The sequence below is a fragment of the Longispora fulva genome (genome assembly GCF_015751905.1).
Taxonomy (GTDB): Bacteria; Actinomycetota; Actinomycetes; order Mycobacteriales; family Micromonosporaceae; genus Longispora; species Longispora fulva.
Genome location: NZ_JADOUF010000001.1, coordinates 4,631,913 through 4,651,560 on the forward strand (window position 1 = coordinate 4,631,913; position 19,648 = coordinate 4,651,560).

The following is a 19,648-nucleotide window of genomic DNA, read 5'->3' on the forward strand; positions in this document are numbered from 1 at the left end:
TTCCGCACGGCGCGGCGCGGCCACCCGCGGCCACGCCCGGTCCTATGCTGCGACTCATGGGGCCAACGAGTGTGCCCCCCGATCCGTTCCGCAGAGCGGTCGAGGGGCTGAGATCGGTCCACCCTCGTGCCGAGATCCTGCTCGAGGAGATCACGGCGCCCAAGCGCCTCGCGCCGTACGCGTTCGCGCTCGGGGCGACCGTGCTGCGCCACGACGACGAGGTGGCCACGGGGCGGCTGGTGCTGCTGCACGACCCGGCCGGGCACGAGGCCTGGGAGGGCACCCTGCGCCTCGTGACGTACGTGACGGCCGACGTGGAGCCGGAGATCGCCGCCGACCAGATGCTGCCCGAGGTGAGCTGGAGCTGGCTGATCGACGCGCTCAGCGCCGCCGGGGCCGGGCACCGCGCCGCCGGGGGCACCGTCACCCAGACCCTGTCCACCCGGTTCGGCGGGCTGGCCGGCGAGCCGGCGGCCGCCGACGTGGAACTGCGGGCCTCGTGGACCCCGCTGGATCCGGACGAGCTGGGCGCGCACCTGGAGGCGTGGTGCGTGCTGCTGGCCTCCACCGCCGGCCTGCCCCCGCCCGGAGTGGCGTTGCTGCCGACCTCCGCCTGAGTCGCGCCGTCGCGCGCCGGGGGAGAAACGCGGCGTACCCGAACAATGGTTTTCGACAAGAGATGAGGCCCGGCGGTCGGCCGGGCCTTTCCTCGTGCGGGGCCTAGTAGTAGTTGTCGGCCTCCTTGCACGGCTCCTTCATGTCCTTGATGATCTGCTTGGCCTCATCGGTTTTGTTGTTGGCGAGGGCCGCGATGAAGTCGTCCATGAACTTCAGGCACGTCGCGAGGGCCGTCTTGGCCTTCTCGCTTTCCTTCGTCTTGTTCTGCGATCCGGTGAGCTGCTGCTTCAGGCTCTCCACCTCGGCCTTGGCCTTGGTCAGGTCCGCGTTGGTGTCGGTGATCGTCTTGGACTTGGTCGCGACCTCAGCCTGGGACTTGGTGTAGTCGCCGCTCTTGGAGACGAACAGCACCGCGAGCACGGCCGAGACGATGACGAACATCGCGAGCAGGCCGGCGAGCACGGGCACGGCCTTGCTCTTCTTCGGCCCGGACAGCAGCACGTCCGGGGCACCGTAGGCGCCGGGGGTCGGATAGCCGGCGGGCGCGCCCGTCGTCGGGTACGCGGCCGGGGCGCCCGTGGTCGGGTACGCGGCGGTGGCCGGATAGGGCCCGCCGGTGACCGGGACGCCCGAGGTGGGCGCGGCGTACTGCTCCGGGGCCTGGTAGACCGGCGTGGCCGGCTGCTGCTGGTAGCCGGGCTGGGGCTGCGGGGCGACGTAGCCGGGCTGCGGCTGCTGCTGCTGGGCGTAGTCGGGCTGCGCCGGCTGGGAGTAGCCGGGTTGGACCTCGTAGTTGTACGGCCCCTCCGCGGCCCCGTCGGCCGGGCGCTGGGCGTCGTAAGGGTGCGGGCTATCGGGGTGGGACATGGTGTGTCGCTCCAACCTGTCAGGGGTTCTAGCAGAGGGAGAAGGCCGCGCAGGCCTCCGCGATCGCGATGGCGAACCCGATGCCCTCGGCGTTGGTCACCTTGGCCGTGGCGACCCCGATCACCCGCGCGTCCTTGTCGAGCACCGGGCCGCCGGAGTTGCCCGGGTTGATCGGCGCGTCGAACTGGATGCTCTTGCGGGACTCCCCGGGGAACTCCCGGATCGCGCTGATCACGCCGGAGGTGACGCTGTCCGTCAGGCCCTTGGGCGCGCCGACCACCACCACCGGGGACCCCGGGGTGACGTCCACGCCGAGGATCTCCAGTTTCGGGAAGACCTCCGTGGTGAGGAGGACCACGAGGTCGCGGTCCTTGTCCTTCTCGACGATCTTCGCCGGGTAGAGCTCGTTCTCCCGCTCGAGGTTGACGTCGGAGACTCCCTTGTCGACGACGTCGGCCACCACGTGGTAGTTCGTCAGCAGATAGGTGCCGCCGGAGGGCGCGGGTTTGCCGAACGCGAAGGCCGTGCCCTGCGAGCGGCCGGCGACGACGGTGAACACGCTGGGGCGGGCCTTCTTGGCGACCGCCGCTGTGTCGATGGCGTTGCCGGCCCGCCGCTCCAGGTCCTTGACGCGCTGCTCCAGCGCGGATTCCCGGTCGGCGGCGCGCCGGGACAGCGTGGCGATCTGGAAGGCCTGGAAACCCACCGCGGCGGTGAGTGCCACGACGAGGACGAGGGCCAGGATCCCGGGCCAGCTACGTCGGGGCCTGGATTGTGGAGCGTGGAGGCGCACGGAGTCGTGGTGCGTCACCGACATATTTTTTTCTCCCCCGGAATGCAACTGCGAGTGCTCACCATACAGATCCGCACGGGTGTCGCCCTAGCTGTTATCCGTCACTATTTGATATACGGCTCGGCCTGATTGCACGGTGTTCTCATCTGTCCCAGGATTTCCTGGGCCTTCGCCTTACTGGCCTCGTCGCCGGCCGACAAGGTGTTGAGGAAGTCGAAAGTCAGCCGCAGGCAGGTGGCGACCACCTTCTTCTGTTCCTCGAGGTCCTTTCCCTCGTTCTGCGAGCCGGCGAGTTGCTGTTTGGTCTTCTCCAACTCGGCGTTCTTCGAGGCGACCGTCGCGGTGAGCTCGGAGATCCGCTGATCCTTGCCGGCGACCGAGTCGGCTTTCTTCCGGACGGCCTCGGATTCCCCGGTGCCGGTGATGTACAGGCCCGTCATCACGGCGGCGGCGAGGAACAGCAGCACCGACAGGGCCGCGAGCATCGGGACGGCCTTCGAGCGGCCGGCCGGCCGGGGCGTCAGGCCGTAGCCGGTGACCGGGGTGCCGGAGATGGGCGGGCCCGAGTAGACCGGGAGCGGCTCGTGCCGGGGCGGCACCGGGAACACGCCCGGAGGGTCCGGCGGGAACAGCACGGGCCTGGCCGCCGGCTGCGCCCCCGGCAGGGTCTGCTGGGTGGCCTGCTCCTGCTGGAGGAACGGCGGCTGGAACAGGGCCGGCTGGACGTTCAGCGTGGCCTGGTCGGAGTCGTCGGGCCGGTAGACCGGCGGCGGCTCCTGGCCGTACTCTCCTGGGCCCTGAGGGTTCGACATCATGCTCTCCAGACACACTGTGCGGACCCTCACCGTAGCGAGGCTCCGCAAGTCGCATAAACCATGAGCAAAGCGTCAGCCGGCGAGGAGGCGGGCAACACGCCCGCCGGGGGGCTCGACGGGCAGTGGGTCGCGCCCCGTACCGTGGTCGGATGGCCGATGATCGCCCGTCCCCCACGTACCCGCACGACGCCGAGCCCCCGCAGCACACCGCCCTGCTCACAGAGCCACGGGACGGCACGCCGGCGCCGATCGTGGACACCGACGGCCTGCGCGAGTATTCCCAGCTCCTGTCCTCGGGCACCGGGCCGATCGCCGTGGACGCCGAGCGCGCGTCGGGGTACCGGTACGGGCAGCGGGCGTACCTGATCCAGCTGCGTCGGGTGGGGGCCGGGACGGCGCTGGTGGATCCGGTACCCGTCGAGGATTTCTCGCCCCTCGCCGAGGCGCTCACGGGCCCCGAATGGGTGCTGCACGCCGCGAGCCAGGACCTGCCCTGCCTGGCGGAGCTGGAGCTGCGGCCGACGAAGCTGTTCGACACCGAGCTCGGCGCGCGGCTCGCCGGCTTCGAGCGGGTGGGGCTGGCGGCGCTGACCGAGAGCCTGCTCGGCTTCACCCTGGAGAAGCACCACTCGGCCGCCGACTGGAGCAGCCGGCCGCTGCCGGAGAACTGGCTGACCTACGCCGCCCTCGACGTCGAGCTGCTGATCGAGCTGCGGTACGCGATCGCCACCGAGCTGGAGCGCCAGGGCAAGCTCGGCTGGGCAGAGGAGGAGTTCGCCGCGCTGGTCAACGCCGCGCCGCCGGCCCCCAGGGTCGACCCGTGGCGGCGCACCTCAGGCATGCACAAGGTGCGCGGCGCGCGGGCCCTGGCCCGGGTGCGCGCACTGTGGAACGTGCGCGACGGGCTGGCCGCGAAGCGCGACACCGCCCCGGGCCGGATCCTGCCGGACACCGCGATCGTCGCGGCGGCCCAGGGCGACCCGAAGGACGAGGCGGAGCTGTTCCTGCTGCCGATGTTCGGCGGCCGGTCCACCCGGCGGCTGTCGAAGCTGTGGCTGGACGCGCTCGCCGAGGTCCGCGAGCTGACGGACAAGGACCTGCCCACGTCCTCCGCGCCGAGCGACGCTCCCCCGCCGCCGCACCGGTGGGCGGAGAAGGAGCCGGAGGCCGCGGGGCGGCTGGCCCGGGCCAGGGAGGCGGTCACGACCCTGGCGGCGGAGTACGGGCTGCCGCAGGAGAACCTGCTGACCCCGGACACCGTGCGCCGGCTGTGCTGGGCTCCGCCGGAGGACGCGGACGTGGCGGGGTTCCTGCGCCGGCACGGGGCGCGCGAGTGGCAGATCTCGATCACGGCCGGGGCGCTGGAGAACGCGCTGTCCGAACCCGCGCCGGCGACCCCGTCGGAGGACGACCCGGCGGCTCCCGCCGGGAGCTGACGTGTGGCGAGCGGCTGCCGGGGAGTGACAAAGACCCCTGCGACAAGTCAGGTTACTGGCGGGTAGCATAGGGCGCGTAGGCCGATCCAAGGAGGCTCGCGTGCCCCGTTCTGTCCGGGATGTCGTCTTCGTCGACGGTGTCCGTACCCCCTTCGGCAAAGCCGGTGGGATGTACGCGGAGACCCGCGCCGATGACCTGGTCATCCGCTGCATCCGCGAACTGTTGCACCGCAATCCCGCCCTGCCCCCGGAGCGGGTCGAGGAGGTCGCCATCGCGGCGACCACCCAGATCGGCGACCAGGGCCTGACCCTCGGCCGGACGGCCGCACTGCTGTCCGGGTTGCCCAAGACCGTGCCCGGTTTCTCGATCGACCGGATGTGCGCCGGCGCGATGACCGCGGTGACCTCGGTCGCCGGTGGCATCGCGATGGGCTCGTACGACATCGCCATCGCCGGCGGCGTCGAGCACATGGGCCGGCACCCCATGGGTGAGGGCGTCGACCCGAACCCGCGGATCCTCGCCGAGAAGCTGGTCGACCCGTCGGCCCTGGTGATGGGCGCGACCGCCGAGAACCTGCACGACCGGGTGCCGAACGTGACCAAGGAGCGCTGCGACGCGTTCGCGCTGGCCAGCCAGGAGAAGGTCGCCAAGGCGTACGCCGACGGCAAGATCCAGCCGGATCTGGTCAGCATGGCCACCCGCGACGACGAGGGCGGCTGGGGCCTGGCGACCGTGGACGAGGCTCCCCGGAGCACCTCCATGGAGAAGCTGGCCACCCTGCGGACCCCGTTCCGGCCGCACGGCAAGGTGTCCGCCGGCAACGCCGCGGGCATCAACGACGGCGCGACGGCCGCGATCCTCGCCGACGCCGACACGGCCCGCGAGCTGGGCCTGCCGGTCGCGATGACGCTGGTCCAGTACGCCTACGTCGGCGTCGAGCCGGAGATCATGGGCTACGGCCCGGTGCCGGCCGCCGAGAAGGCGCTGAAGAAGGCCGGCCTGACGATCGACGACATCGGCCTGTTCGAGCTGAACGAGGCGTTCGCCGTGCAGGTCCTGGCGTTCCTCGACCACTTCGACATCGCCGACGACGACCCCCGGGTCAACCCGTGGGGCGGCGCGATCGCGATCGGCCACCCCCTGGCGAGCTCCGGCATCCGGCTGATGACCCAGCTCGCCCGGCAGTTCGCCGAGCGTCCCGACGTGCGCTACGGCATGAACGCCATGTGCATCGGGATCGGCATGGGCGCGGCTGTGATCTGGGAGAACCCGCACTGGGAGGGTCAGAAGTGACTGAGGTTGTGACCAAGGCGCTGCTGCGCTTCGTCTCCGTTCCGGGCCAGGCCGGCAAGGCCGCCCTGATCACGCTCGACAACGGGCTGGACTACAAGAAGCCGAACACGTTCGGCCCCGAGGGCCTGGCGTCGCTGGACGCCGCGTTCGACGAGGCCATCGCGGCCGGTCCGGCGTTCATCGCCGTCACCGGCAAGCCGTACATCTTCTCCGTCGGCGCGGACATCACCGGCATCCCGCAGGTGACGGACCGCGAGCAGGCGCTGGAGATCGGCCGGCTCGGCCACGCCGTCTTCGCGAAGTTCAAGAATTCCGCGGTACCGACGTTCGCGTTCGTCAACGGCGCGGCGATGGGCGGCGGCCTCGAACTCTCCCTGCACTGCCACTACCGGGCCATCTCGACCGGGGCTGCGGCCCTGGCCCTGCCGGAGTGCTTCCTGGGCCTGGTCCCGGGCTGGGGCGGCACCCAGCTGCTCCCGAACCTGATCGGCCCGGCCAACGCGGCCAAGGTCATCATCGAGAACCCGCTCAGCCAGAACCGGATGCTCAAGCCGGCCGACGCCCTCAAGCTGGGCATCGCCGACACCCTGTTCGAGCCGGCGGACTTCCTGGAGCGCTCGCTGGCGTGGGCGGCGTCCGTCGTCGCCGGCACCGTGACCGTCGAGCGCGCCGAGATCGACCGGGGACCCGCGTGGTCGGCCGTGATCGGGTACGCGAAGAAGCTGCTCGACGAGAAGCTGCACGGCGCGGCTCCGGCCCCGTACCGGGCCCTGGAGCTGATGGAGCTGGCCCGCACGGCCACCTTCGAGGACGGCACGGCGGCCGAGGACGAGGCCCTGGCCGACATGATCTTCTCGCCGGAGCTGCGGGCCGGCCTGTACTCGTTCGACCTGGTCCAGCGCCGGGCCAAGCGCCCGGCCGGCGCGCCCGACCCGGACGACGGCCGCGACGTGAACAAGGTCGGCGTCGTGGGCGCGGGTCTGATGGCCAGCCAGCTCGCGCTGCTGTTCGCCAGCCGCCTCGAGGTGCCGGTCGTGCTGACCGACCTCGACCAGGAGCGGGTCGACAAGGGCGTGGCGTACGTCAACGCCGAGATCGACAAGCTGGTCGCGAAGAACAAGATGATGCCGGGCAAGGCCGCCAAGCTGCGCGGTCTGGTCAGCGGCTCGGTGACCAAGGAGGCGTTCGCGGACGCCGACCTGGTGATCGAGGCCGTCTTCGAGAACCTGGCCGTGAAGAAGCAGGTGTTCGCCGAGGTCGAGGCCGTGGTCAGCGAGTCGTGCGTGCTCGCGACGAACACGTCCTCGCTGTCGATCACCGAGATGGCCGCGGACCTCAAGCACCCGGAGCGGGTCGTCGGCCTGCACTTCTTCAACCCGGTGGCCGCTATGCCGCTGCTGGAGATCGTGCGCGCCGAGAAGACCGACGAGGAAAGCCTGGCCACGGCGTTCGCGGTGGGCAAGGCGCTGCGCAAGTCCAGCGTCCTGGTCGCCGACCGGCCGGCGTTCGTCGTCAACCGGCTGCTGACCCGTTTCCTCGGCGAGATCCTCGGCGCGGTCGAGGAGGGCACCGACTTCACGGTCGCCGACCAGGCGGTGGACTCGCTCGGCATGCCGATGCGCCCGCTGACCCTGGTGGGGCTCGTCGGCCCGGCCGTGGCGCTACACGTCGCCGAGACGCTGCACGAGGCGTTCCCGGACCGGTTCGCGGTGTCGCAGAAGCTCGGGAAGCTCGTGGAGGCCGGTCTGACCAGCTTCCACACCGCCGACGGGGCGCTGGACCCCCGGGTCGTGGAGATCTACGGCCCCCGCGAGGGCGGCCCGACCGGCGAGGAGCTGAAGGAGCGCGCTCTGACGGCCGTCGCCGAGGAGATCCGGCTGATGCTGGAGGAGGGGGTCGTGGCCGACGCCAAGGACATCGACCTGTGCATGATCCTGGGCGCGGGGTGGCCGTTCCACCTGGGCGGGATCACGCCCTATCTCCGCAAGGTCGGCAAGCTGTAGGGACCGGGAGGTCGCGGCCCCGGCAGGCCGTGGCCTCCTGGCTCGTGCGAAAAGGGGCGGCTCCCGTGGGAGCCGCCCCTTTTCCGTGCCTTCTTACTCGTCGTCCTCGTCGTCGAACGGCTCGTACTCGTCGTCCTCCTCGGCGGACCAGGTCGCCTCGACGATCTCCAGCCCGGAGACGCCCTCGAGCAGGCCCTCCAGGTTGACGACCAGGGCCACCGCGTCGGCGATGTCCTCGTCCTTGATCCGCTCGAGGGCCTCGGCCCGCTCATCGGCCGGCATGTCCTCGGCGGCGTCCACCGCAGCCCGGGCGGCAGCCCGGACGGCGGCCTCGTCGGTTACCTCGACCACGATCTCGGCCGGAATACGGACGTATCGGGTTTGCGTCGTTTCAGCAGTCATGGCGAAAGCCTACCCAGCGTTTCCCGCCCGCGCCCCGGCAGGCCGGCCCAGTGTGAAATACCTGGTCAGGCCTTCTCAGCCTGGCTGCGCTCGACGCAGAACTCGTTGCCCTCCGGGTCGGACATGACCACCCAGCCGGAGCCGTCCGGACGACGACGGTCGTCGATCTGGACCGCCCCGAGGCCCAGCAGCCGGGCGACCTCCTCGTCCCGGGTCCGGTCGGTGGGCTGGACGTCGAAATGGATCCGGTTCCTGGTCGCCTTCGCCTCCGGCACCGTGACGAACAGCAGCACCTGGTGCTCGTCGAGGTGGATCACCGCCTCGGGGTCACCGGGGAAGTCGTCGTCGTTCAGGGGCAGGCCGAGCACCGTGCTCCAGAAGGTGGCCAGTTCAAAGGGGTTGAGGCTGTTGATCGTGATGTTGCGCAACGCCGAAACCACAGGTGGAGCTCCGTTCGGAAGGTGATATGCCGCAGGTCAGTGTGTGCCCGCCACCCCAAGATCGAAACCCATTTTCCGGTTACGGTGGCTCCCGGCCCGCCGCGCGTCGGCCGGAACCCGGGGTCAGTGCCGCTGGGGCACGCTCGCCGCGCCCCGACTGACCGGTGTCGTGGCCGCCGCCGGCAGCAGCACGGTGACCTCCAGCCCCCCACCGGACCGGGCCACCGCCCGGACGCTCCCGCCGTGCGCGTCGCACACCGCGCGCACGATCGACAGCCCCAGCCCGGCCCCCCGCGACCCGGTCCGCTCCAGCCCGCCGCGCCGGAACGGCTCGAACAGGGCCGGCACCTCCGACGGGTCCAGCTCGCCGCCGGTGTTGGCCACCACGAGCCACGCCTGCTCGGCCGTCATGCCGGTGTGCACCCACAGGTGCCCGTTGGCCTCGTTGTACCGGACGGCGTTCTCCACCAGGTTGCCGGCGAGCCGGTCCAGCAGGCTCGGGTCGCCGATCACCGGCGCCGGGCGCAGGTCGGTGTTCACCAGGATGCCCATCCGGGCGATGTCGCGCTGCACGGTCGACAGGGCGGTGGTGCACGCCACGGCCAGGTCGACCGGGGCCTTGCGGGCGAGGCGGCGGCCGGCCTGGGCCTCGGTCCTGGCCAACAGGAGCAGCGCGTCCACGAGGCTGTTGGCCCGTACGGACGCGTCGCGCAGCACCCGCGCCATCCGCCGGTACTCCGCGAGGTCCGCCTCCGGGTCGGTCAACGTCACGTCGACCTCGGTGCGCATCACGGCCAGCGGGGTGCGCAACTCGTGCGACGCGTTGGCCACGAACCGCTTCTGGCTGTCGAACGCTGAGGCCAGCCGGTCGAGCATCGCGTCGAACGTGCCGGCCAGCTCGGCGATCTCGTCGTCGGGGCCGGAGTACCGCAGCCGCTGGTCGAGGGTCTCGGTGGACAGCCGGCGGGCGGTGGTGGTGACCTGTTGGAGCGGCCTGAGGGCGCGGGCGGTGATCCAGTACCCCCCGATCAGGCCGAGGGTGCTCAGCACCGCCAGGGCGGCCAGCCCCGCGAGCAGCACCTGGGCCTGGCCCGCCCCGGCCTCGACCATCAGCCAGGTCGTCACCAGCACCCCGGCGCCGGTGGCGACGAGGAGCAGACCGTTGAGCAGGGTGATCCGGCGGCGCAGGGTGGGGCGGGGCGGGTTCACGGTGCCGAGATCCGGTATCCCGCGCCGACCACCGTCTCGATCAGCACCGGCTCGCCGAGCTTCTTGCGCAGCGTCATCATCGTGACCCGCACGGTCGTGGTGAACGGGTCGGCGTTGGCGTCCCAGACCCGTTCCAGCAGCTCCTCGCTGGACACCACGGCCCCACCGGCCTTGATCAGCACGCTGAGCAGCCCGAACTCCTTGCGGGTCAGCTCCAGTGGCCGGCCGGCCCGGTCGGCGTGCAGCCTGGCGGGGTCGAGCGTCACGTCGCCGGCCCGCAGCACCGGCGGGGCCGCCGGGGTCGCCCGCCGCCCGAGGGCCCGGATCCGGGCGACCAGCTCGTCGAAGTCGAAGGGCTTGCCGAGGTAGTCGTCGGCCCCGAGTTCCAGCCCCTCGATCCGGTCGGCGACGCTGCCGCTGGCGGTGAGCATCAGCACCCGGGTGAGCGCGCCGGAGGCGATCAGGTCGGCGCACAGCGCGTCGCCGGACATGCCGGGCAGGTCCCGGTCCAGGACGCACACGTCGTACCGGGTGGTCATGGCCTGGAAGTGGCCGTCCTTGCCGTCGTAGGCCACGTCGACGGCCATGCCCTGCCGGCGCAGCCCCCGGGCGATGGCGTCGGCGAGGTGCCGCTCGTCCTCGACCACGAGTACCCGCATCGACACGCCCCTTCGCCGCTCCAGCCCACCGAGACTAGTGCAGGCCGCGCACGTCCCACAGCCAGACTCCGCCGGCGGCGTCCCAGGTGGGCGGTCCGAGCAGGTCGGTCACGGTGCGCAGCAGCGGTTGGGCGTTGTACTCGGTCGCGGCGAGCACGACGACGGCGCCCTGCCAGTACCGCAGGTCCGCCACGGCCGCCGCCCGGTCGCCGTCGGTGACGACCGGCACCCGGCCGGAGGCGGCCACCTCGGCGAGCATCGTGGACGTGGGCCGCAGCTCCGGGATCCAGGTGGCCGTCGGGTCGGTCGCGCTGCTGGGGCCGATGAAGTAGCCGCGCGGCACCTTGAAGCCGAGGTTGGTCACCCCGGACCAGCGCATGCCGGTCATCCGGTCCATCCGCGGCACCGGCACGGAGACCAGGGTGTGCTCGTCGTCCACGTAGGCCTTCCAGGCCCCGCTGGTCACGAACGCCGGGATCGGCCGGTCGCGCACCACGAGCGGGGTGGGGGCGATCGGCACCAGGGCCGCGAGGACGGCGAGGGACGCCACCGCCCACTTCCACCGTTCCGCGCCCGCCCACCGGGCCAGCGCGTCCATGCCCAGGGTCAGCAGGATCCCGACGACCGGAACCACCATCAGCGTGTACCGGGTCGCCGTGGCCAGGTCGAACGGCGGCACGTGTTCCAGCAGCCGGATCGGGCCGGGGATGCCGGTGGAGTGGCCGTTGAACACGACCGTCTTGCCGAGCGACAGCCCGGCGAAGAACAGCCCCACCACGAGCAGGGACCGCACCATCGGCCGCCGCCACAGCAGGCCGAGCGCGCAGAGCACGAACAGCACGAGCGGCCAGCCGAAGAACGCGTTCTCCTCGTTGGCGCTCAGGGTCAGCTTGTCCGCGTCGGCGGCGTTGCCGGCGAGCGAGCGGCGGGCGAACCCGGTGAACGAGGCGAGGTCGGTGGTGAACTTGTCCAGACCCTGCGGCAGGCCCCGGTAGTGCGCCGGCCCGAAGAACTGCACCCACAGCGGGTACGCGAGCAGCACCCCGGCCACCCCGGCCGCGACGGCGAGCCCGGCGAGGAACGGCTTGACCTGCGCGCGGACCTCCTGGCGGCGCTGGAGCGCGTAGGCGCCGACGAACAGCGCGCAGCCCATCGCCACCATGAACAGGACCTCCTCGTTGAGGAAGACCTGGTAGGTGATGAGCAGGCCGAGGATCAGCCCGTCGCGCAGGGACCTGCCCTCACGCAGCTTCACGACCCGCCACGCGAGGACCGGCACCAGGAACTGGGCGGTCAGGTTCGGGTGGCCGGCCGCCTGGGCGACCATGCCGGGCGCGAAGCCGAGGAAACCCGCGCCGACGTACGCGGCGAGGCGGGAGGCGACCAGGTGCCGGCTGAACAGCCAGTACCAGGCGGAGGCGGTCAGGGCCAGCGTCAGGGTCAGCGCGACGACGAACGTCGTCTGCACCCCGAAGATCAGGCTGACCGGGGCCAACGGCACGCCCAGGCCGAGCACGCTGGTGTTCGCCATCATGTTGGCGCCGTCGGGCACGTTGAGCCGGTAGGACACGAACGGGTCCTCCAGGTGGCTGACCACCCGGGCCGCGTGCCCGAGGAACCAGAGGAACTGCTCGTGGTCGGTCGGGTTCACCGAGGACAGCCGCACGTCGCGGTGCACCCACAGCCGGGCCGTCACGTAGAGGGCGAGCACGAGGTAGCTCAGGTGCGGCAGCGCGCCCAGCACGAACCGCCGGGTCCGCCCACCGGCGGGGGCGACCGGTGCCTCGACGGGGTCCGCCGGCCGGGTCAACGGGTCAGTTCCCTGACGTCCCACAGCCAGACCCCGCCCTTCATCTGCGGCTCGACCCCCAGCAGGTCCACCATCATCTCCTTGTACTGCGCCGCCCGCTTCTCCTGCGGGCTGAGCACCACGACCGCCGCCCGCCAGTACCGCAGGTCCACCCGGGCGTTGACCCGGTCCTGCTCCGTGATCACCGTGGTCCGCCCGTCGGTGGCCAGCCGGTAGAACATCTTCGAGGTGGGGCGCAACGGCGGGCCGAACATGCCCTGGCCGTCGGGGGTGTCGGGGTTGGGCACCAGGAAGTAGCCGCCCGTGATGGCGAACTCCGCCTTCGCCGCCGCGGCCCACTGCACGGCGGCGATCCCGACCGAGGCGTACGGCACCGGCAGCATGACGAGCGAGTGGTCGGCGTCCACGTAGGACCGCCACTCCCCCGAGCTGACGAACGGCGGCACCGGCGGGCGGACGGTCGCGGCCAGCGGGGTCGGGATCAGCGGGATCAACGCCACGGCCACCCCGGCCAGCCCGAACATCCGCATCCGGGCCCCGGGCTCCTCGCGGAGCAGTCGGGCCAGGACCAGGGCGATCAGCATCCCGAACCACGGGATGATCGCGAGGGTGAGCCGGCTGGCGATCACCGAGTCGAGGAGCGGGAGGTGCGACACCAGGTACCACGGGGCCGGGATCTTGGTCAGCACCCCGCCGATGTGCAGGTGGCTGCCGAGCGAGCCGACCGTGAACACGGCCGCGGTGATCGTGGCGGCCTTCACCTCGGTGCGCCGCCACAACATCGCCGCCCACACCAGGGCCATCACGACCAGCGGCCAGCCGAAGAACGTGGTCTCCTCGACCACGTTGTTGGCCAGCAGCACGCTGTCCGGGCTGCCGCCCAGCGAGTGGGTGGGGAACGCCGTGAACGAGTAGACGTCCGCGCCGAACAGGTGCACGAAGTCGCCGAAGCCGTGGTAGTGCTGCGGCCCGAAGAACTGGAACCACATCGGGTACGCCAGCAGCGCGAACGCGAACACGCCCGCGACCACCAGCCCGCCGACGAAGCGCTTGATCACCCGCTGGGCCTCGGCCCTGTTGTACAGCGCCCAGATCCCGGTGAAGCCCAGGCAGCCCAGGGCCGTGAGCAGCAGGATCTCCTCGTTGATGAAGAACTGGTACACGACGAGCGCGCCGAGGAGCAGGCCGGTCGTCCACACCCGCGCGCCGTCGCGGAGCCGGAGCAGCTGCCACACGATGAACGGCACCACGAAGTGCATGGCGAGGTTCGGGTGCACGTTGTCCTGGGCGACGATGCCCGGGGCGAAGCCGCAGAACGCGCCGCCGACCGCCGCGGCGAACCGCGAGGAAACCAGCTTGCGGGAGAACAGCAGGTACCAGCCGAACGCCGTCAGGAACGGCGCCAGGGTCACCATCGCGGCGAACCCCACGTGCGGCCCGAACGCCAGCGTCACCGGCACCAGCGGCAGCGTGATCGCGAACGTGGCCGTGTTGGCCATGACGTTCACGCCGTCCGGGGCGTTGAGGATGTGCGTGAACAGCGGGTTCTCGAGGTGGGTGAGCACCCGGGCGGAGTGCGACAGGAAGAACTCGAACAGGTACTGGTCCGGCGGGAAGCTGGCCAGCACCCGGTTGTCCAGGTCGGCCCACAGCCGCATGGTCAGCCCGAGCGCGCCGAGCAGGTAGACGGCGAGCACGCCCAGGTCGTACCGGATCCGGCGGGGTTTCGCCGGCGACGGCGCTGGGCTGGTCTCGGCGGTCGGCACGTCCTGAACCCTCACCCTAAGCCACCGTCCGTAGGTCCCACACCCACACACCGCTCACCCAGACGGGTTCGATGCCGACCAGCGCCGTGGTCATCTTCCACAGCGTCTCCTCGTTCTTCCCCGGCTTCATGACCCGGTCGGTGTGCATGACCAGGACCGAGGCCCTGCCGTCGGCGAGGCTCTTGAGGGCCGCGGCCTTGTCGGCGGCGGCGACCGGCAGGCCGCGCAGGGTCGTGGTGCGCGCCCGGTCGATGGTCGGCGCGAGGTGCGCGTCGACGATCCTGAGCTCCAGGTCCGTGCTCATCGCCCAGCGCAGGTCCGTCGGGTCGGACGAGCCGGTGACCGGCACGACGGCCAGCGTCCGGCCGGCCGGCACGTAGGAGCGCCAGACGCCCGCCGAGACGAACGCCGGCACGTGGATGTCGGCCACCATGACCGGGGCGGGCGCGGCCGGCAGCAGCGCCGCGGCGATCAGCCCGTACCAGAGGAAGCCCAGCCGGGTGCCCGGCCGCTCCCGGCGCAGGTCCGCCACCTCCTCGGCGGCCCGCTGGGCGGCGAGCGCGACGAGCAGCACGAACAGCGGGGTGACGGCGAGCGCGATGTGGGTGGGCGCGACCCCGCGCAGCACCGGCAGGTCGGCGAGCAGCCGCCACGGCCCCGGGATCCCGATCGACTCGCCCTTGACCGTCAGCGTCGCGCCGCAGGCCAGCAGACACAGCACTCCGCTGGCCAGGGCGAGCGCCCGCGACAGCGGGGTCCACAGCCACCACGCGGCCACCGCGAGGAACGTCAGCAGCGGCCAGCCCCAGTACGTGTTCTGCTCGGTGCCCAGCTGGGCGTAGTGCACCTGGCCGACCGGGTGGGTGGCCAGCGACGGGGCGGAGAACCGGACGAAGGACACCAGATCGGAGCCGAGGAAGCGCAGCGTGTGCGCCGGGTGGTCCCGGTACGGCCCGAAGTACTGCGTCCACAGCGGGTACGCCAGCAGGGCCAGCGTGACGACGCCGGCGACGGCCAGCCCGCGCAGCACGGCCGGGGCGTGCGCGCGCACCTCGGAGAACCGCTGGGTCGCGTACGCCGCGAAGAAGACCGCGAACCCGATCGCGAGCACGGTCAGCATCTCGGGCGCGATGAGGCCCTGCCAGGCGCACAGCAGCCCGAGCACGACCCCGTTGCGCAGCGCGTGGCCCTCACGGAGAGTGAGCACCCGCCAGACGATGAACGGCACGAGGAACCCGGCCGCGAGCCCCAGGTCGCCCTGGGCGTGCGAGACGACGCCGGGCGCGAACCCGCCCACCGCCCCGCCGAGGACCGCGGCCAGCCGGCTGGTGACGATGTGCCGGGACAGCACCCAGTACCACGCGAACGCGGTGGCGGCGAGGATCAGGGCCGCGCCGACCGCGAACGCCCGGGGCGGCCCCAGCAGCAGGGTCAGCGGCGCCAGCGGGACCGAGAGCCCGAGCATCCCGCCGCCGCCGAACGTGTTGACGCCCGCCGGGAAGTCGAGCTGGGACTCCACCCACGGGGAGGCGCCGTCGGTGAAGATCCGGGCGCCGTGCAGCAGCATCCACTCCGCGCGGGCCTGGACCCGCTGCCCGTTCACCGAGATCCGGTACGAATGGGTCAACAGGTGCGACATCAGCCACCCGGCCCCCAACAGGTACACCGTCGCGGCGACGATCGAGGTGGGCAGGCCGGCGAGCCGGTCCACGAGCCGCTGGGCCGCGCTCTCGCGCACCACGTCGGAGGGCCCCGTCGACGTCCCGGCGTCGACACTGTCCACAGTCATGCCCTCAGCTCACCATGGAACGGACGTCCCAGACCCAGGCTCCGCCGATCAGCTGGCCGGGACCGAGGAGGGCGTCGAGCGTGCCACGCAGTTCCGCCTGGTACCGCTGCTCGCCGAGGACGACCACGGAGGCCTTCCAGTACCGCAGGTCCGCGACGGCCTCGCGCCGGTCGTTGTCGGTCACGACGGCGGCATGGCCGGTGCTGGCGATCCCGCGCAGCAGGTCGGAGGTGTGCCGGGGTGGCGCGTCGAACACGCCGGAGCGCTTGTCGGTGCCGTCCGGGACGATCGAGAAGCCCCGGGGCACGGCGAAGCCGACGTCCGCGGCGGCGGCCCAGCGCATGCCGTCCATCGCGTCGTTGCGCGGCAGCGGCACGGGCACCAGGGTGCGGCCCTCCGGCACGTAGGCCTTCCACTGGCCGGAGGTGATGAACTCCGGGACCGGCCGGGGGTCGAACCCGTGCAGCGGGATGGGCACGATCGGGATCAGCGCCATCGCCATGACCGTGGCGAACAGCCCCTTCACCGGCAGCCCGCCGTCGCTCGCCCGGGAGATCCGGTCGCCGGCCACGGCCAGCAGCGCCGCGATCAGCGGGACGACGATCAGGGAGAACCGGGTCGGCAGGGCCATGTCGAGGACCGGCAGCTTCTCCAGCACCCAGAACGGCAGCGGGATCCGCGTGTTGTGCGAGCCGATGATCATCTGCTTGCCGAGCGAGAGGATCGCGAAGCCGAGCGCGGTGAACGCGATCAACCGGACCATCGGTGTCTTCCACAGCCAGATCACGATCGCGAGGCTGAGCAGCATCAGCGGCCAGCCGAAGAACGCGTTCTCCTCGCCGTAGTTCGACGCGAGGTGCACGGCGTGCAGCTGGTCGCCGGCGATCGACTGGCCCGGGTAGGTGACGTAGGCCAGGGTGTTGGTGATGTAGTTGCCGGCGTGGAAGGGCAGGCCCCGGGAGTACTGCCGGCCGAAGAACTGCAGCCAGATCGGGTACGCCAGCAGCACGCCCGCCACGAGCGCCGCCACCGACAGCCCGCGCAGCAGGGGCAGGAACGCCGCGCGCGCCTCCCGACGTTGCAGGACCGCGTACACCAGGGCGAGCCCGCCGCAGCCGATCGCGGTCAGCAGCAGCATCTCCTCGCTGATGAACGCCTGGTAGGTGATCAGCAGGCCCAGGATCACCCCGTCGCGCACCGTCCGGCCAGGTTTCGCCAGTTTCAGCACGTACAGCACGATGAACGGCAGCACGAACTGGGCGATGATGTGCAGGTGCCCCGGGGAGTGCGAGATCTGGCCGGGCGCGAACCCGCACAGCGCGCCGGCGACGGCCGCGGCCGGCTTGGACGTCACGAGGTGCCGGGAGAACACGTAGTACCAGGCGGCGGCGGTGCCTGCGAGGGACAGCACGCCGAGCACGGCGAAGCTGACCGTCGCCCCGAACAGCACGGTCACCGGGGTCATCGGGATGCCCAGGCCCAGCACGCTCGTGTTCGCCATCATGCTCACCCCGTCGGGGGCGTTGAGCCGGGTGCTGAAGAGCGGGTTCTCCAGGTGGGTGACGGCGCGGGCCGCGTGGCCCAGCATCCAGATGAACAGCTGGTGGTCCTGGCCGTCACCGACGAGCCGGACCTGGGGGTTCACCCAGAGCCGGGCGTAGACCCAGAACCCGCCCAGGGTGTAGACGAGGCCGGCGAACAGCCCGAACCTGTGTCGGGCCGCCCATGGTCGAAGCGCCCGCAGGCCCCGGGGGCGCGCCCCGGGCGCCACGGTGCCGTCCTCCGCCGTGGCGACTGCCTTCACTGCCATGACCGCCCTCAGCCCTTGACCATTGACCGTACGTCCCACATCCACACACCGCCGACGAACTGGGGCGGTCCGAGCAGCTCCCGCATGGTGGGCAGGAGGATGTCCTTGTTCTTCACGTCGCCGAGGATGACGACCCCGGCGTGCCAGTGCTTGAGGTCGGCGACGATGTTGCGCCGGTCCACGTCGGTGATCACCGGGGACTTGCCGGTCCACGCCTCGGTGTTCAGCAGGTCCGACGTCGGCCGGGACGGCTGGCCGTAGAGCGCGCGGGCCCGGGGATCGTCGCTGAGCGCCGGGCCGAGGAAGTAGCCGCCGGCGATCGGCATGTCGAGGTTCACCTGCGCCGACCAGCGCTGGGCCGCCAGGTTGCCGATGTTGGCCAGCGGCACGGTCACCACGCTGTCGCCCGGCCCGACGTACTGCTTCCACATGCCCTCGGTCACGAACGCCGGGGCCGGCGGCACGTCGCGGGCCGGCAGCGGGGTCGGCATGATCGGCAGCAGCGCGGCGGCGAAGCCGGCGTACCAGAGCACGCGCGGCGCGCCGGAGACCGTGGGGGACGTGATCACCTTGTCCAGGGCGATGGCCACGAGCACGGCCAGCGCCGGGATCACCATGATCGCGAGGCGGACCGGCACGATCGACTCGAGGACCGGGATCTCGTTGATCAGGCTGAACGGGCTGTGCAGGCCCGTGTTGTGCCCGTAGATCTTGATCATGGGCCCGAGGGACAGCGATCCGAAGACCAGCGCGACGGCCGCGGCGATCCGGACCAGCACGTTGCGCCAGAGCAGCACCGTCGTGGCCAGGCACAGGATGAGCAGCGGCCAGCCGAAGTAGGCGTTCTCCTCGGCCGGGTGCGCGTGCAGCCCCCGGTCCCGGAACGGCCCGCCGGCGATCGACTCGGACGCGTAGCTGAAGTAGGAACCCAGGTCGCTGTAGTACGTCACGGACAGGGCCGGCACCGCGCCGTAGTGCTGCGGGCCGAAGAACTGGAACCACAGCGGGTACGCGAGCAGCGCGAGCGCCACCCCGGCCGCCACGGCCAGCCCGGTGATCCCCGGCTTGACGATCCTGCGGAACTCCTCGCGCCGGGACACCCAGAACACCAGCACCATGATCAGGCTGGTGATGGCAATGAAGAGGAGCACCTCTTCATTGATGAACGCCTGGTACGTGATGAGCAGCCCCAGCACGATCCCGGTCCGCCACGGCCGCTCGGAGGTCCGCAGCTTCGCCACCCAGTACAGGATGATCGGCACCATGAACTGGCCGGCGACGTTCGGGTGCCCGTTGGCCTGGGACACGAAGCCCGGCGCGAACCCGCAGAACAGGGCCGCGACGAAGGCCGCGGCGCGCGAGGTCACGAGGTGCCGGGAGAACAGCCAGTACCAGGCCGTCGCGGTCGCCGACAGCGCGATCATGACGAGCAGCGCGTAGGAGACGTTCACCCCGAACAGCAACGTCACCGGGGCCAACGGGATCGCCAGCCCCAGGATGGACGTGTTCGCCATCATGTTCACGCCGTCGGGCACGTTGATCTGCGAGCTGAACAGCGGGTTGTCCAGGTGCACGAGCGAACGCGCGGCGTTCGTCAGCACGAACTGGAAGAAGCCGTGGTCCTGCTCGTTGCTCGCCTGGATCCGGTGGTGCAGGTCGAACCACAGCCGCGACGTCACGTAGAACGCGCCGAGCACGTAGACCAGGACGGCCCCGACGTCGAACAGGCGCCGGCGTCGCGCGCCGCTGTCGACCTGCCCGTCGGTTGACTCCGCCCGGGTATCAACATTCGACGCAAGCGTCGCCATCTGGCGCTTCCCCTCCCGATCGCTGACCGGCTGTCGCGCGCACATCAGCGCTGCCGCGCCCGTCGCAGAGTCCTGCGGACCCGCAGGGCGTTCCCACCTCGGCGGAAAGCCAGGCGCTGGACGGTCAAC

At 71.4% G+C, this 19,648-nt stretch carries 16 protein-coding genes; 4 read left to right on the forward strand and 12 right to left on the reverse strand.

Features of this window, described 5'->3' with window-relative positions:
- Positions 1-56: 56 nt before the first annotated feature.
- Complete coding sequence (locus tag IW245_RS20555; protein WP_197004800.1) at positions 57-617, forward strand: DUF3000 domain-containing protein; 561 nt, start codon at positions 57-59, stop codon at positions 615-617.
- Positions 618-720: 103 nt separating this feature from the next.
- Here IW245_RS20555 and IW245_RS20560 read toward each other — a convergent pair whose 3' ends face one another.
- From IW245_RS20560 to IW245_RS20570, 3 genes are all read right to left on the reverse strand, one after another.
- A complete protein-coding gene (locus IW245_RS20560) occupies positions 721-1,485 on the reverse strand; it encodes a hypothetical protein (protein WP_197004801.1) in 765 nt (254 codons plus the stop codon).
- A gap of 28 nt (positions 1,486-1,513) precedes the next feature.
- A complete protein-coding gene (locus tag IW245_RS20565; RefSeq protein WP_233473034.1) occupies positions 1,514-2,296 on the reverse strand; it encodes a S1C family serine protease in 783 nt (260 codons plus the stop codon).
- Between the two features lie 86 nt (positions 2,297-2,382).
- Positions 2,383-3,123 (reverse strand): hypothetical protein, encoded by a 741-nt coding sequence (locus tag IW245_RS20570; RefSeq protein ID WP_197004802.1) that lies wholly within the window; start codon positions 3,121-3,123, stop codon positions 2,383-2,385.
- A 119-nt stretch (positions 3,124-3,242) separates the two neighbouring features.
- Between IW245_RS20570 and IW245_RS20575 the strand changes: the two genes are divergently transcribed.
- The 3 genes from IW245_RS20575 to IW245_RS20585 all read left to right on the forward strand — a co-directional run bounded on the left by IW245_RS20575 (position 3,243) and on the right by IW245_RS20585 (position 7,826).
- The gene (locus IW245_RS20575; RefSeq protein WP_197004803.1) at positions 3,243-4,529 is read left to right on the forward strand and encodes an HRDC domain-containing protein; all 1,287 of its coding nucleotides are present in this window, start codon (positions 3,243-3,245) and stop codon (positions 4,527-4,529) included.
- 100 nt (positions 4,530-4,629) lie between these two features.
- Positions 4,630-5,823 (forward strand): thiolase family protein, encoded by a 1,194-nt coding sequence (locus tag IW245_RS20580; protein WP_197004804.1) that lies wholly within the window; start codon positions 4,630-4,632, stop codon positions 5,821-5,823.
- On the forward strand, positions 5,820-7,826 hold the full coding sequence (locus tag IW245_RS20585) for a 3-hydroxyacyl-CoA dehydrogenase NAD-binding domain-containing protein (RefSeq protein WP_197004805.1): 2,007 nt from the start codon (positions 5,820-5,822) through the stop codon (positions 7,824-7,826). The genes IW245_RS20580 and IW245_RS20585 overlap by 4 nt, the downstream gene beginning before the upstream one ends.
- Positions 7,827-7,919: 93 nt before the next feature.
- On the opposite strand, the gene IW245_RS20590 is transcribed toward IW245_RS20585, so the two are convergent.
- The 9 genes from IW245_RS20590 to IW245_RS20630 form a co-directional block, all read right to left on the reverse strand.
- Positions 7,920-8,228: a hypothetical protein gene (locus IW245_RS20590; protein ID WP_197004806.1), complete on the reverse strand. Its 309-nt coding sequence runs from the start codon at positions 8,226-8,228 to the stop codon at positions 7,920-7,922.
- 65 nt (positions 8,229-8,293) lie between these two features.
- A complete protein-coding gene (locus tag IW245_RS20595) occupies positions 8,294-8,668 on the reverse strand; it encodes a VOC family protein (RefSeq protein ID WP_197004807.1) in 375 nt (124 codons plus the stop codon).
- A 123-nt stretch (positions 8,669-8,791) separates the two neighbouring features.
- Entirely contained in the window at positions 8,792-9,877 is a 1,086-nt protein-coding gene (locus tag IW245_RS20600) for a sensor histidine kinase (RefSeq protein WP_197004808.1), read from the reverse strand.
- Positions 9,874-10,536: a response regulator transcription factor gene (locus tag IW245_RS20605; RefSeq protein ID WP_197004809.1), complete on the reverse strand. Its 663-nt coding sequence runs from the start codon at positions 10,534-10,536 to the stop codon at positions 9,874-9,876. Before IW245_RS20605 ends, IW245_RS20600 begins: the two co-directional genes overlap by 4 nt.
- A 34-nt stretch (positions 10,537-10,570) precedes the next feature.
- Complete coding sequence (locus tag IW245_RS20610; RefSeq protein ID WP_197004810.1) at positions 10,571-12,370, reverse strand: DUF6311 domain-containing protein; 1,800 nt, start codon at positions 12,368-12,370, stop codon at positions 10,571-10,573.
- Positions 12,343-14,127, reverse strand: coding sequence for a hypothetical protein (locus IW245_RS20615; RefSeq protein ID WP_197004811.1), 1,785 nt, complete (start codon positions 14,125-14,127; stop codon positions 12,343-12,345). Before IW245_RS20615 ends, IW245_RS20610 begins: the two co-directional genes overlap by 28 nt.
- A gap of 1 nt (position 14,128) precedes the next feature.
- Complete coding sequence (locus IW245_RS20620) at positions 14,129-15,901, reverse strand: hypothetical protein (RefSeq protein WP_197004812.1); 1,773 nt, start codon at positions 15,899-15,901, stop codon at positions 14,129-14,131.
- A gap of 4 nt (positions 15,902-15,905) precedes the next feature.
- Complete coding sequence (locus tag IW245_RS20625; RefSeq protein ID WP_197004813.1) at positions 15,906-17,711, reverse strand: putative glycosyltransferase family protein; 1,806 nt, start codon at positions 17,709-17,711, stop codon at positions 15,906-15,908.
- Positions 17,712-17,719: 8 nt separating this feature from the next.
- Positions 17,720-19,519 (reverse strand): DUF6311 domain-containing protein, encoded by a 1,800-nt coding sequence (locus IW245_RS20630; protein ID WP_197004814.1) that lies wholly within the window; start codon positions 19,517-19,519, stop codon positions 17,720-17,722.
- Between the last annotated feature and the right edge of the window lie 129 nt (positions 19,520-19,648).

Bases quoted from the DNA above. Each gene is read 5' to 3' on its own strand.
- IW245_RS20630 (WP_197004814.1), bottom strand. From the start codon at position 19,519: ATGGCGACGCTTGCGTCGAATGTTGATACCCGGGCGGAGTCAACCGAC.
- IW245_RS20560 (WP_197004801.1), bottom strand. From the start codon at position 1,485: ATGTCCCACCCCGATAGCCCGCACCCTTACGACGCCCAGCGCCCGGCC.
- IW245_RS20620 (WP_197004812.1), bottom strand. From the start codon at position 15,901: ATGACTGTGGACAGTGTCGACGCCGGGACGTCGACGGGGCCCTCCGAC.
- IW245_RS20605 (WP_197004809.1), bottom strand. From the start codon at position 10,536: ATGCGGGTACTCGTGGTCGAGGACGAGCGGCACCTCGCCGACGCCATC.
- IW245_RS20575 (WP_197004803.1), top strand. From the start codon at position 3,243: ATGGCCGATGATCGCCCGTCCCCCACGTACCCGCACGACGCCGAGCCC.
- IW245_RS20590 (WP_197004806.1), bottom strand. From the start codon at position 8,228: ATGACTGCTGAAACGACGCAAACCCGATACGTCCGTATTCCGGCCGAG.
- IW245_RS20625 (WP_197004813.1), bottom strand. From the start codon at position 17,711: ATGGCAGTGAAGGCAGTCGCCACGGCGGAGGACGGCACCGTGGCGCCC.
- IW245_RS20555 (WP_197004800.1), top strand. From the start codon at position 57: ATGGGGCCAACGAGTGTGCCCCCCGATCCGTTCCGCAGAGCGGTCGAG.